Origin of the sequence: Pseudomonas sp. ADAK21 (genome assembly GCF_012935735.1) — a bacterium.
In the GTDB taxonomy this organism is placed as follows: Bacteria; Pseudomonadota; Gammaproteobacteria; order Pseudomonadales; family Pseudomonadaceae; genus Aquipseudomonas; species Aquipseudomonas proteolytica.
Map to the genome: position 1 here is coordinate 5,267,209 of NZ_CP052857.1, position 13,126 is coordinate 5,280,334.

Here is a 13,126-nt window from a genome sequence, read left to right on the forward strand (position 1 = left end):
ACAATCAGGTATGTTATGCGCGATTACGACTCAGCAGTGACCTCCTTCGACTATCTGCAACTGGCCGCCCAGGACTTGCACGGCGAGCTGGATGCCTTGAACGCGTGCATCGAATGCTGCGACCGGCACGCCCACGGGGATGTCGTGGCGTTGTACTGCGAAACCCGGGATGGCCGTGCCACGCACCACACCTTCAGCGAGCTGCAGGTACACGCTGCGCGCTTTGGCAATTTTCTGCGAGAGCAAGGGGTGCGCCCGGGAGACCGTGTCGCGGGCCTGATGCCACGCACGGTTGAACTGTTGATTGCCATTCTGGGCACCTGGCGCATCGGGGCGGTCTACCAGCCGCTCTTTACCGCCTTCGGTCCCAAGGCCATCGAGCAGCGATTGGGCTGCTCCGAGGCGCGCTGGATAGTGACCGACGCCCAAAACCGCCCCAAGCTGGACGAAGTCACTGACTGCCCGTCCATCATCGTGACCGACGGTGCGCCGCAGCGCCCCGGCGACTACGACTTCTGGAGCGCATTGGAGCGCCAACCAGCGGATTGCGCGCCTGAGTTGCTGGACGCCAACGCTCCTTTCCTGCTGATGTGCACCTCGGGCACTACTGGGCCGGCCAAGCCGCTGGAGGTGCCTTTAAGCGCCATCCTGGCGTTCAAGGGCTATATGCGCGACGCCATCGACCTGCGCGAGGACGACCGTTTTTGGAACCTCGCCGACCCGGGCTGGGCGTACGGCCTTTATTACGCAGTGACCGGGCCACTGGCGTGCGGCCGGGCCACCCTCTTCTATGATGGCCCGTTCAGTGTCGAAAGTACCTGCCGAGTCATCGACAAGTATGCGATCAGCAACCTGGCCGGTTCGCCGACAGCGTATCGCCTGCTGATCGCTGAGCAGGCCGAGTTCGCCGACGCGGTGCGCGGCCATCTGCGTGTCGTCAGCAGCGCCGGCGAGCCGCTCAACCCGCAAGTCATTCGTTGGTTTAGCGAACAGCTCGGCGTGGTCATTCATGATCATTACGGCCAAACCGAGATCGGCATGGTGCTGTGCAACCACCACGGGCTAAGCCATGCGATACGCGAGGGCTCAGCCGGTTATGCGGTGCCGGGATACCGGATTGTCGTGCTCGATGATGCCCATCGGGAGTTACCGACGGGTCAGCCGGGCGTGCTGGCGGTGGATCGTGAGCGCTCGCCCCTGTGCTGGTTCAATGGCTACTACGGCATGCCCACCAAGGCGTTTGTCGACCGCTATTATTTGAGCGGCGATATCGTCGAGCTTAATGACGACGGCAGTATCAGTTTTGTCGGCCGCAACGACGACGTGATCACCACGTCCGGCTATCGCGTCGGACCTTTCGATGTCGAAAGTGCGCTGATCGAACACCCTGCAGTCGTCGAAGCCGCGGTGATCGGCAAGCCCGACCCGCAACGCACCGAACTCATCAAGGCGTTTGTCATGCTCAACTGTCAGTACCAGCCCAGCGCCGAACTGGCGGAAGTCCTGCGTCTGCATGTCCGACAGCGCCTGGCCGCACATGCGTACCCCCGGGAAATCGAGTTCGTCGAACAGTTGCCCAAGACCCCCAGTGGCAAGTTGCAGCGGTTCATTCTGCGCAATCAGGAAATAGCCAAACAGCAGGCACTCGACACATGACCCATGGGCGGATGGTGCCTGTGCTGAGCCGATCGGAGTTTCAGCGCAGAGCCCTGGAGTTGTTCAAGGAACGTAGTTTCAGTCAGGTCAGCATGCGTGAACTGGCGTCGCATGTCGGCATCAGCCCGGGAGCGATTTATCACCATGTAGAGAGCAAGGAGGCAATGCTGTTTGAATGGCTGATGGAGCTGTACCAGGCGTTGCTGTCCCTTGTCGAGCTGGTCAAAACGCGAAGATTGACGCCCGCACAACGTCTGACGAAGCTGATCGAAGGTCATCTTCAACTGCATGAACACATGACCGGGCACTTCACGTTGGCAGTCAGGGATGCCCATTGTCTGAGCGCCCCGATGCAGGCAAGCGTCGAGCGGTTGAGGCTGGCCTATGAGGCAGAATTCATGAAATTGGTCGGCCAGCTAGGCCATCAGCCTGGCGGGCCGTTGCGCGAGGGAGCGCTCGTAGCCATTTTGCCGATGCTCAACAGCCTGCCTGCATGGTTAAGCCCCATGATTGACAACGCTCAGCGTCGCGTTATTACAAAGACCATCGCCGATGCGGTAGTACGAGCAATAAACGCTCTTCCTTGAGCGCCCCTCGCCAGCGGTGAAATCAGTAGCCAAACAGCGACTTGCTCTCCAGATACTCGTCAAACCCGGACTCCCCCCACTCGCGGCCGTTGCCCGACTGTTTGTAGCCGCCAAACGGCGCGGCCTGGTCGGCGCGGGCGCCGTTGAGGTGGACCATACCGGTGCGCAGTTGCCGGGCGACCTGGCGGCTGCGTTCAAGGTCGGCCGAGGTGACGTAACCGGACAAGCCGTAGGGGCTGTCGTTCGCGATGGCGATTGCCTCGGCTTCGCTGTCATACGGGATGATCGCCAAGACCGGGCCGAAAATTTCTTCGCGGGCCACCAGCATATCCGCTGTGACGTCGGCAAATAGCGTCGGTTGCCCATAGTAGCCATGCTCAACGCCTGCTGGCCGCCCCAGCCCACCGGCGATCAACCGCGAACCTTCAGCGATGGCCTGGGCAATCATGTCTTGTACCCGCTCGAACTGCATGGCGTTGGCTAGAGGGCCGATGGCGGTGCTGGGGTTGCTGTCGTCGTAGCACACCTGCGCAAGTACTTGCTGGGCGATCTCAATCACCGCCGGTTGCTGCGCACGCGGCACCAACAGCCGCGTCGGGGCATTGCACGATTGGCCGCTATTGCGCATACAGCCCAACACCCCATGGCGCACCGCGCTGGGCAGGTCGGCATCGTCGAGCAGGATATTCGCGGATTTGCCGCCCAGTTCCTGGGACACACGCTTGACCGTATCCGCCGCCGCCTTGGCCACTGCAACGCCGGCACGGGTGGAGCCGGTAAAAGACACCATGTCCACCTCGGCATGGCGCGCCAACGCGGCACCCACCCCTGGGCCGTCGCCGTTGACCAGGTTGAACACCCCCGCTGGCACCTCGGCCTCATGCAGCACCTGGGCAATGATCCGGGCTGACAACGGCGCCCGCTCGCTGGGTTTGAGCACCACGGTGCAGCCCACGGCCAGTGCGGGGGCGAGTTTGCAGGTGAGTTGATTAAGCGGCCAGTTCCAGGGCGTGATCAGAGCACACACGCCAATGGGCTCGCGCACCACCAGCGTATTGCCCACACGACGCTCGAAGCGGTACTCACGCAACACGTTCAACGCCTGCACCAGATGGCCCAGGCCTGCCGGCACATGGGCGCTGCGGGCCAGGGACAGCGGCGCGCCCATTTCCAGGTGAACCGCTTCGATCAGCGCTTCGCTGTGGCGCTGATAGGCCTGGATTATGCGTTGCAGCAGCTCGATACGCGCCTCCAGCGAACTGGCGGCGAACCCCGCAAACGCTTGCCTGGCCGCGCCGACTGCGCGGTCCACATCGTGGCTGTCGCCAAGGATGATGCGCGCAACCGCCTGCTCGGTGGACGGGTTGACCACGGTTTCAACGGCCGTGCCGTGGGGCTTGACCCAGGCACCGTCAATGTAGAACTCAAACAGATCCGACATACCTTGGGCTCCCTTCAGGCGACGTGTTTCAGGGCGCTCGCCAGGGTGTCGAACACCTGGGCGATCTCCTGCGGGCTGATGACCAGCGGCGGCGAAATCACAATGGTGTCACCCGAGCCGCGCACCAGCACGCCGTTGTCGAAGCACCACTGCGCAACCTCACTGCCACGGGCGCCGGGGAAACCTGGGCGCGGCTCGAGTTCCACCGCGCAAAGCAGACCGATCGCGCGGACGTCCAGCACCGCGCCGACACCTTGCAGCGCGAGTGCGGTCGACTGCCACAGCCCACTCACCGCGTTGACGTGCTGGTTGATGCCCAATTCACGATGCACCTCCAGGGTCGCCAACCCGGCCGCACACGCCAATGGGTGCGCTGAATAGGTGTAGCCGTGCATCAGTTCGATGACATTCTGTGGGCCGGCCATGAACGCTTCATACACCGCGCCACTGACCAGCACGCCGCCCATGGGCACGGCGCCGTTGGTCAGGCCCTTGGCGGTGGTGATCAGGTCCGGCAGCACGCCAAAGGCTTGCGCGGCAAAGGGCGCGCCGACGCGGCCAAAACCGGTGATTACCTCGTCGAAAATCAACAGCACGCCATGCCGTGTGCAAATCTCGCGCAAGCGTTGCAAATAGCCTTGGGGCGGCGCATAAACCCCGCCGGAGCCGGTCACCGGCTCGACAATCACCGCGGCCACGGTGCTCGGGTCCTGGATATCCAGCAGTTGTGTCAGCGCATCAGCGTAACTGGCGCCCTGCTGCGGCTGCCCGGCGCTGAAACGCATGCTTGCGTCATAGGGCAATGGCAGGTGCGAGACCTCCCCCAGCAGTGGGCCAAAGTCACGTTTCTGACGGCCGATACCGGATACCGACAGCCCACCGAAGCCCATGCCATGGTAGCCCTTGGCACGCCCGATAAATTTGGTCCGACGGCAATCACCACGCGCCTGGTGATACGCCCGCGCGATCTTCAGCGCGGTATCCACCGCTTCAGAGCCGGAGTTGGTGAAGAACACCTGCTCCATACCGGCGGGGCTGATGTCGATCAGGCGCTCGGCCATTTCCAGGGCCTGGGGGTGGCTCATCTTGAACGACGAGACAAAGTCCAGGCGCCCCGCCGCTTCGCGAATGGCTTCGACGATTTTCGGCTGGCCATGCCCGGCATTCACGCACCATAGCCCCGCCATTGCGTCGAGTACGCGGCGCCCATCGGTGGTGGTGTAGTACATACCGTCGGCGCTGGCGAACATCATCGGTTGTTGTTGGAACTGGCGCATCGGGGTAAATGGCGCCCAGAACGCGCCGCGCGCGGAAACTGAAGGGTTGGAAAGATCGTTCATGGCGACTCCTGCAAAGCGAGGGTTGGATGGCCGGTCAGCGTCGGACGCTGCAACGGGCCTGCGTTTACGTTGACGCTGCGGTCCAGGTACAAGGTGCCGTGTTCGATACGGCAGGTGACCCGATCACAAAACGCCGTCTCGACAAACTGCCAGGTCATGCTCAACACCCGGTCTTCGGTCCAGCGTGCCTGCGCCACCACCGGGGTGAGTGCCGGCTGGTATTGGTGATGCAGATAGTGGCCGGTCATGCTGGTCTGGGTTTCGATGCCGGCGCTCAGCCCGGCCCGGATGCAATGGGTGCCACGGGGGTCGGTGAGGTAAAAGTCACAATGCTCAGGCCCGAACTCCAGCCGCACTTCGCTGACCTGGTCTTCGTTGGCCTGCATGGCAAACGTCGCGCTGAATTCAGCCTGACGCGGCGAGCTGGCGGCGCCAGACATGACCGGCCGCTGTTGATGGGCCAGCAGCGCCGCCAGCGCGGCATCCGCCGAGCCTTCGCTGGGTACGTCCAGCGCCGGCAAAAGATGCTCCCAGAGCAGGTTGTGCAAGCGCCGCTCGCCCAGGGCAAGGCCTGCGGTAAACGCAATCACCGCGTTATGGCGCGGTAGCACAATGCACTGCTGGCCAAACACGCCGGAGGCGTAATACCCACCGTGCTGGGTCATCCACCACTGGTAGCCGTAGCCTTCGCGGCGCGTGACAGCCGCGTCGCTCGACTCGTCGCGGCTCAGGTAGCGCTTGCCATCGAAGGCACCCATCCATACATCATCGACGTGCCCACGGGTCGCTTCGGCTACCCATTCGCGCGATAGCAATTGCTGCCCCTGCCAATTGCCCTGTTGCAAGTGCAACACGCCGAATTTGAGCAAGTCTTCGGTGCGGCAACTGAGGCCATTGCCACCGGTGTTGAAACCGCCAGGAGCCAAGTCCCACTCGATGGGGCCCATGCCCATGGGTTGGAAGATACGTGCGTCGCACAGCTCGAACGCCGTCTGGCCGCTGACCACGCTGACAATCGCCGAGAGCATGAAGCTCGACGCACTGCTATAGATAAACCGGTGCCCTGGCGGGTCTTCGACCGGCTCATTGAGGAACAACCGTACCCAACTGTCACTGCGCCCGCGCCAGGCGCCACCCGAAATGCCCTGGCGATGGCCGGTGCGCATGGTCAGCAGATCCCGCACGGTCATGGCCGCCAGGTTGGCGCTGATGGATGCCGGGCAATCGGCGGCAAAAAAATCCACCACCTTGGCGTCCAGCGACAGCACGCCGTCATCCACCAACAGCCCGACAGCCATGGACACCCAGCTTTTGGTCGCCGAATGCTGGACATGCAGGCGTTCGGCGCAATAAGGCGCCCAAAACGCTTCAGCTACCACCGCGCCATCGCGGTACAGCATGAAGCTGTGCAACTCCAGGTCCGCAGCGTTCACCGCTTCGATGAAATCACTTACGCCACGCGCCGATACGCGTTGTTGACTGGGCAGTGCCCGCCGCAACGGCAAACTCGTCATCTGATCTATCCCCTCATTTCCACTGCTTGGGCGTGCAACAGGCTGTTCCTGTTGCACGCCATTACCGCTACCAGAGCGCCACGGTGTAGCCCAGGATCACTCTGTTTTCGTTGGTGTCACGGGCGAAGTTGCTCGTCGCGCTGGCGTTCTGCCAACGCAGCGAGACATCCTTGAACGTGCCGCTCTGCACCACATAGCCGAGGCTCAAGTCCCTCTCCCACTCGCGTCCTTCGCCGTTGAAGCCGATGACCCTGGCGTTGTCGCCCTTGGCATAACGTGTCGAGAACAGCAGGCCCGGAATGCCCAGCGAGGCGAAGTCATAGTCATAGCGGGCATGCCACACGCGCTCGCCGGTCTGGGAGAAGTTGGCCAGTTGATACTCGGTGAACAGGTAGGTGTTGGTGCCGTCCACATAGGTGAACGGCGTCGAGCCGTACTGTTCCTGGTAACCGCCGCTGAGGTTGTGGCCGTAGAGGCCATAGCCGATGCGCGTACTCAACGCCCGGTTGTCCACCTTGCCGGCCAGGCCTGCAGCGTCTTCACTGGCGCTGAAGTAGCGGATATCGGTCTTGAACGTGCCCGGGCCCCACTTGAAGCTGTTTTTCAAGCCCAGGTAATGCTGTTGGTACAGGCTTTCCAGTTGCGCGAACTGGTAGGTCACCAAAGTCGTCGGCGTGAGTGCGTACTCGCCGCCGGCGTAGCGGAACTCATCGCTCTTGGCGCTGCTTTTGTAGGCGCCGTACTGGCTGGTAAGCCCCATATCCTCGTAATGGGTTGAGTCACGCTGCTTGACCTGGTCCAGTTGGCCCGCGCTCAGTGTCAGCTTGTCGATGTCCTTGGAGGTGACTGCGGTACCGCTGAAACTCTGCGGGAACAGGCGGCTCAGGTTCGGTTGCAGCGTCGGCAGGTCAGGCACCATGTAACCCACGCGCAACTCGCTTTTGGCCAGGCGCGCCTTGCCGGTGATGCCCAGTTTTGAGTAGTTGTCATGGGCGCGGCGGGCGTAGCTGGGGGAGCCTGGCTCGGCCATGCTGGAGCGTGCCAGCAGCCCGGTGCCGGAGTTGTCCGGGCTCGAATCGAGCTTGATGCCCAACATACCCACCGCGTCCAGGCCAAAACCCACGGTACCGTCGGTAAAGCCCGACTCGATCTTGAGGATAAAACCCTGAGCCCATTCGGCACGCTTGTTCTGCCCGCTGGACTCGCGGTAGTCGCGGTTGAAGTAGTAGTTCTTCAACTCCAGCGCCGCTTTGCTGTCGGCGACGAAGTCGGCCTGGGCAAACAAGGGCATGAAACCGGCGCCCATGACGCTGGCACTGGCGACAACTTTGTTGATGCGGTTATTCATGTGTAGGTTCCTGGCAGACAGGTTGAGTGGGGTTGTTTTTGTTTTCTTCGGCCATGGCTTCGCCCGCTTCGCAAATCGTCGATTTGCGAAGGGTTGGGTTTAATGCCGTGGCCTGGGGTGCAGCAGTACCTAAATCACGCTGGCACGGAGGCGGTAACTGCCGTCCGCACGTTTCTCCAAGGGGCTGGCCGCGGCGAGTAGCCGACGGGTGTAAGGGTGTTGTGGGGCGTCGAAAATCGTGTCACGCGGGCCCATTTCGACCACCTCGCCCTGGTTCATCACCGCCACACGGTGGGCGATGCGTTCCACCGCCGAGAGATCGTGGGAAATGAACAGGCAGGCAAAGCCGTATTGGCGTTGCAAGCGCTCGAACAGTTCGAGGATCTGCTTCTGGATGGTCATGTCCAGTGCCGAAATCGGCTCGTCGGCAATCACCAGCTTGGGCCGGCGCACCAACGCCCGGCCAATCGCCACGCGCTGGCGCTGACCACCGGAAAGTTGGTGGGCAAAACGCTCGCGAAACTGTTCGGGCAAGCCCACATCGACCAGGGTGTCGGTGACCCGCTGGCGCTTTTGCGCAGCCGTCAGGGCGGGTTCATGGCGCAGCGGTTCGGCGAGGATCTGGCCCACAGTCATGCGCGGGTCGAGGGACGAATACGGGTCCTGGAAGATCATCTGGCATTGCAAGCGATGTGCCCGATTGGCGGCCTTGAGGATATCCACGCCCTGGAACAGGATTGCCCCGGCACAGGGGTTGACCAAGCCGACGACCGCACGCCCGAGGGTGGTCTTGCCCGAACCGCTGCCACCGACCAGGGCCAGGGTCTCGCCCGGCGCGATACTCAGGTTCACCGAGTGCACCACGCGCTTGGGCACGCTACGCCCCCAGAAGCTGCGCGGCCCCGGGTGTTCGATACACACATCCCGGACCTGCAACAACGCGCTGTCGGCCGCCGGCACGGGCACCAGTTCCCCGCGCCGCGGCAGCGCTTCGAGCAATTGCCGGGTGTATTCGGCCTTGGGGGCAAAGAGGATGTCTTCGATACGGCCCTGCTCTACCGCCTTGCCCGAGCGCATCACCACGACTTTGTGGGCATAACGCGCCACCAAAGACAGGTCGTGGCTGATAAACAGAATCGCGGTGCCCTGCTCGCGGGTCAGTTCCAGCATTAACTCGATCACGTCCAGTTGCGCCAGGCAATCCAGGGCCGTGGTGGGTTCGTCGGCAATCAGCAGCGCCGGACGCAGCAGCATCACCGAGGCCAGCATGATGCGTTGGCGCATGCCACCGGAGAATTGGTGCGGGTAGGACGCCAGGCACTTTTCGGCGTCCTTAATGCCGATGCGTTGCAGCATGGCGATGCAGCGCTCACGGATCGTCGCCGCATCCAGCGTGGTATGCAGTTTGAGTGCCTCGCTCATCTGCCGGCCGATGGTCAGCGCGGGATTGAGCGAGACCATCGGCTCCTGGAACACCATGCCGATCCGTGCGCCACGCACTTCACGCATGGCCTTGGCATTGCTGCTGTCCAGGGCCTGGCCCTGGAAGATGATGCGCCCACCGCACACCTGCATCGGTGCTGGCAGCAAGCCAATGGCAGCGCGCGCGGCCATGGTCTTGCCGCTGCCCGACTCGCCCACCAGTGCGACGATCTCGCCGGGGGCCATGGTGAAGCTGAAGTCATCGACGGCCAGCGGACCGTCCACGCCGACGCGAATCTGTAGATTTTCAACGGCCAGTAAAGGCACTGGAGCGCTCATGCTCATTTCCTCATGCGCGGGTCGAGACGATCACGCAAGGCATCGCCGAACAGATTGATAGCCAGCAACGTCAGGCTGATAAAGATGCCCGGGAAGATCCCCAGCCACGGCGCCGTCGAGATATAAGTGCGGCTGGCCGAGAGCATGCTGCCCCAGGTCGCGGCCGGCGGTGGAACCCCAAGACCGAGGAAACTCAGCGCACTCTCCGAGAGCAACGCCCAGCCAAACATGCTGGTGGCCAAGACACACAGCGGCGCCAGGCAGTTGGGGGTGATGTGACGGAACATGGTGTACAGCTCGGAGTTGCCGATCACCCGCGAGGCCTCGATGAACTCCAACTCACGCAGCGACAGCACGCTGCCACGTACCACCCGCACCACCGAAGGGGTGTAGGCGATACCCAGGGCGAGCACGATGCCGTACTGGCTGGCGCCGACAATTGCCATGATGCCCAGGGCCATAAGGATGCCGGGAAATGCCAGCAACGCATCGTTGAGCATCATCAGCACCCGGTCGGTCCAGCCGCGCAGGTAACCGGCGAGCATGCCGATCAGCGTGCCGCAGATCACCGCTACGCTGACCGAGAGCAGGCTGATCCACAGGCTGGTACGCGCACCAATGATCAGCCGGCTGAACACATCGCGGCCAAATTCGTCGGTACCCAGCCAGTGCACGGCGTTCGGTGCGTGCAGGCGTGAGAGCAGGTCCAATTTGAGCGGGTCGTAAGGTGTCCACACCACGCCGAGCAAAGCCAGCAACACCAGTGCCGCGAGCAGGCTGGTGCCGATCAGGGCGTTCAGCGGCGGGTAACGCCGGCGCCGCCGGGGCGGAACCGCCGCCACGGTGGGCAAGGCAGGAGTCTTGAGGTTCATAGCTTCACCCTTGGATCGAACAGCGGATACAGCAGATCCACCAACAGGTTGACCAACACATAAATGCAGGTGACCAGCAGCAGGCAACCCTGCAACACCGGGTAGTCGCGGGAGAAGATCGCATCGACCATCAACCGGCCGATACCTGGCAGGGTGAACACCGTTTCCAGCACCGCAATGCCGCCCAGCAAGTTGCCAAGGATCAGGCCAATCAGGGTCCAGGTCGGTGCAAACGCGTTGCGCAAGGCGTGCCTGCACAGCACCGCGCCTTCCGACAACCCCTTGGCCCGGGCATGGGCGATGTACTCCAGGCGTAGCACCTCAATGGTGCTGGCCCGTGCCATCCGGGCAATGGCCCCGAACTCCACCAGCGTCAGGGTGATGATCGGCAGCACCACGTAGGTCAGCGCTTTCATCGGGTCGGTCGCAAAGCCCACGTAACCGATCACCGGCAACCAGCCCAATTGAATGCCGAAGACATACAGCAGCAACAAACCCAACCAGAAGCTGGGTACCGACAGCAACAACGTTGCCGTCGCCACCAGGCCCAGGTCCATCGCACTGTTTTGCTTCCAGGCTGCGAGCAAACCCACCGGCACTGCAAGCAGGGTCGCCAGCAATACCGCCACCAGCACCACGGTCGCACTGACGCTGAAGCGCTCGAGCAGCAACTCCAACACCGGCTGGCGGCTGCTGATGGACACGCCGAGGTCGCCACTGAGCACCGACTTGATCCAGATCAGGTACTGGGTCACCACTGAGTGGTCAAGCCCCAGGCTGCTGCGCATATCGGCCAGGCTTTGCGGGTCGGCCATGTCGCCGAGCATCAAGAGTGCCGGGTCGCCGGGGATCAGGCGGATCAAGGCAAACACAATCACCGAGATCAGCAACAGGGTCGGCACCGCCATGCCGAGCCTGTGCAATATGAATCGAAACATAGCGCTACGCCTTACTTGGAAGTGTCGAGCAGCTTCACGCCCCACAGGCGCGGCTTGGCAACCGGCCAGGAGCGATACCCCTCGACGCGCTTGCCCATGGCGCCGATGGCCGTGCCGTTATAGATAACCACCATGGGCACATCCTTGAGCATCAGCGTGTGCAGCTTGTCGAACAGTGGCTGGCGCTTGGCTGGGTCAACTTCACGCTGGGCCTCACGCAATATGGCCAGGGCTTGGGGGTTGTCCCAGACCTTACGCGGTTCCTTGGCCTTGTCGCCGATCACCGACTCGTAGCTTTGCGCCGCATCGAAACGTCCCGAGTAGGAGAACGACATCATCTGGTAGCTACCGGTCTGGTAACGCTCCAACTGTGTGCCCCACTCCAGGGTTTCCATCTCGATGTTCAGCCCTGCCGCCTGGGTCATGGCCTGACTGAGCAAGCCCATGTCGAACATCTGCGGGTAGCGTTTGTTGACCAGCATGCGGATTTTTTCACCGCGGTAGCCGGCTTCCTTCAGCAGGCTCCGGGCCTCGTCGAGGTTGTAGGTATAGCCCTGGTGCGCGGTGCTGTCGTAGTACGGACTCGCAGTGGGAATGATTGAGTTGTTGACCACCGATAAACCATCGGACAACGCCGCCACCATCTGCGCGTAATCCAGGGACAACGCCACGGCGCGACGGATGCGCACGTCCTTGAGCAGCGGGTCGCGGGTCTGGAACAACAGCCCGCTGATGGTCATGATCGGGCTGACCTGGATCTGCAGGTTCTTGACCTGCTTGAGTTGTGCGGCATCCATTGCGGTCACGTCCGGCAGCAGGTCCACGCCACCCGACAGCAGCGCCGCCTTGGCCGAGGCCGAATCGGGGATCACCTCAAACCGCACGGTGTCGACAAACGCCTGCTTGTTGCCGGTGTAACCGTCCGCCTTGTCTTCGGCACGTGGGGTGTATTGTTTGAAGCGATCCAGTTCGACGTACTGGCCCTTCTGCCATTTGCCCAGGGTGAACGGGCCAGTGCCAATCGGCGCGCGCCAACTGCCATCGGCGGCCAGGGAGTCTGGGTGCAGGATGCCGCTGCCCGCGCAATCCGGGCGGGCCATGGCGGCCAGGAACAAGCCATTGGCTTGATCCAGGGTGAACACCACGGTTTTCGGGTCGGGGCTGGCGATATCAACGATCTTGGCCGCACCGCGCCCATCGAACTCCGCCAGGCAGCGCCACTGGGTCTTGGGGTCCAGGTAGCGCTGCCAGGTCCATTGCACGTCCTTGGCCGTCAATAGCTGGCCGTTGTGAAAGTGCACGCCGTCACGCAGGGTAAAGGTGTAGCGCAGGCCATCCGCCGACACGTCAACCGCGCTGGCTAGCATCGGGGCGATGCTGGTGTCTTCACGGTACGCCACCAACCCTTCGACGAGATGCATCATCACCGCGTCGGTGTTGTCGTCGCGGTTGACGCCAGGGTCGGTGCTGCGGATATCACCGTTGATCCCAACGCTGATGACCTTGTCCTGGGCAACGGCCATGGAGACGGTGCACGCCGACATTACGACGGCCAATGCCGTCTTTACGTAACTATTCACGGGAGAAAGACTCCTTGAAGGAATTTTCCGGTCAGTGGCGGGAGCCAAGGCAGGACCGGCATCAGAATGAGTGAATCCTTGGTTATTGT

Annotated in this window: 10 protein-coding genes; 2 read left to right on the top strand and 8 right to left on the bottom strand. The window is 62.5% G+C overall.

Annotation, left to right across the window (positions count from 1 at the left end):
• The first annotated feature begins 15 nt into the window (after positions 1–15).
• Positions 16–1,656, top strand: coding sequence for an AMP-binding protein (locus HKK57_RS23665; RefSeq protein WP_169390895.1), 1,641 nt, complete (start codon positions 16–18; stop codon positions 1,654–1,656).
• Between the two features lie 11 nt (positions 1,657–1,667).
• On the top strand, positions 1,668–2,243 hold the full coding sequence (locus tag HKK57_RS23670; protein ID WP_169391247.1) for a TetR/AcrR family transcriptional regulator: 576 nt from the start codon (positions 1,668–1,670) through the stop codon (positions 2,241–2,243).
• A 22-nt stretch (positions 2,244–2,265) separates the two neighbouring features.
• Here HKK57_RS23670 and HKK57_RS23675 read toward each other — a convergent pair whose 3' ends face one another.
• The 8 genes from HKK57_RS23675 to HKK57_RS23710 all read right to left on the bottom strand — a co-directional run bounded on the left by HKK57_RS23675 (position 2,266) and on the right by HKK57_RS23710 (position 13,037).
• The gene (locus tag HKK57_RS23675) at positions 2,266–3,684 is read right to left on the bottom strand and encodes an aldehyde dehydrogenase family protein (RefSeq protein ID WP_154905870.1); all 1,419 of its coding nucleotides are present in this window, start codon (positions 3,682–3,684) and stop codon (positions 2,266–2,268) included.
• A 14-nt stretch (positions 3,685–3,698) separates the two neighbouring features.
• On the bottom strand, positions 3,699–5,024 hold the full coding sequence (locus tag HKK57_RS23680; RefSeq protein ID WP_070994924.1) for an aminotransferase class III-fold pyridoxal phosphate-dependent enzyme: 1,326 nt from the start codon (positions 5,022–5,024) through the stop codon (positions 3,699–3,701).
• A complete protein-coding gene (locus HKK57_RS23685; RefSeq protein ID WP_169390896.1) occupies positions 5,021–6,538 on the bottom strand; it encodes a serine hydrolase domain-containing protein in 1,518 nt (505 codons plus the stop codon). The genes HKK57_RS23680 and HKK57_RS23685 overlap by 4 nt, the downstream gene beginning before the upstream one ends.
• A gap of 67 nt (positions 6,539–6,605) precedes the next feature.
• Positions 6,606–7,886, bottom strand: coding sequence for an OprD family porin (locus HKK57_RS23690; RefSeq protein WP_169390897.1), 1,281 nt, complete (start codon positions 7,884–7,886; stop codon positions 6,606–6,608).
• Between the two features lie 129 nt (positions 7,887–8,015).
• A complete protein-coding gene (locus tag HKK57_RS23695; RefSeq protein ID WP_092236584.1) occupies positions 8,016–9,647 on the bottom strand; it encodes an ABC transporter ATP-binding protein in 1,632 nt (543 codons plus the stop codon).
• Between the two features lie 2 nt (positions 9,648–9,649).
• Entirely contained in the window at positions 9,650–10,519 is an 870-nt protein-coding gene (locus HKK57_RS23700) for an ABC transporter permease (protein ID WP_159907473.1), read from the bottom strand.
• Entirely contained in the window at positions 10,516–11,457 is a 942-nt protein-coding gene (locus HKK57_RS23705; RefSeq protein WP_070994929.1) for an ABC transporter permease, read from the bottom strand. Before HKK57_RS23705 ends, HKK57_RS23700 begins: the two co-directional genes overlap by 4 nt.
• 11 nt (positions 11,458–11,468) lie before the next feature.
• Positions 11,469–13,037, bottom strand: coding sequence for an ABC transporter substrate-binding protein (locus tag HKK57_RS23710; protein WP_154905866.1), 1,569 nt, complete (start codon positions 13,035–13,037; stop codon positions 11,469–11,471).
• Positions 13,038–13,126 lie beyond the last annotated feature (89 nt).

Excerpts from the sequence above, each read along its gene's own strand:
- HKK57_RS23690 (WP_169390897.1), bottom strand. The coding sequence starts at position 7,886 with ATGAATAACCGCATCAACAAAGTTGTCGCCAGTGCCAGCGTCATGGGC.
- HKK57_RS23675 (WP_154905870.1), bottom strand. The coding sequence starts at position 3,684 with ATGTCGGATCTGTTTGAGTTCTACATTGACGGTGCCTGGGTCAAGCCC.
- HKK57_RS23695 (WP_092236584.1), bottom strand. The coding sequence starts at position 9,647 with ATGAGCGCTCCAGTGCCTTTACTGGCCGTTGAAAATCTACAGATTCGC.
- HKK57_RS23665 (WP_169390895.1), top strand. The coding sequence starts at position 16 with ATGCGCGATTACGACTCAGCAGTGACCTCCTTCGACTATCTGCAACTG.
- HKK57_RS23700 (WP_159907473.1), bottom strand. The coding sequence starts at position 10,519 with ATGAACCTCAAGACTCCTGCCTTGCCCACCGTGGCGGCGGTTCCGCCC.
- HKK57_RS23680 (WP_070994924.1), bottom strand. The coding sequence starts at position 5,024 with ATGAACGATCTTTCCAACCCTTCAGTTTCCGCGCGCGGCGCGTTCTGG.
- HKK57_RS23670 (WP_169391247.1), top strand. The coding sequence starts at position 1,668 with ATGGTGCCTGTGCTGAGCCGATCGGAGTTTCAGCGCAGAGCCCTGGAG.
- HKK57_RS23705 (WP_070994929.1), bottom strand. The coding sequence starts at position 11,457 with ATGTTTCGATTCATATTGCACAGGCTCGGCATGGCGGTGCCGACCCTG.
- HKK57_RS23685 (WP_169390896.1), bottom strand. The coding sequence starts at position 6,538 with ATGACGAGTTTGCCGTTGCGGCGGGCACTGCCCAGTCAACAACGCGTA.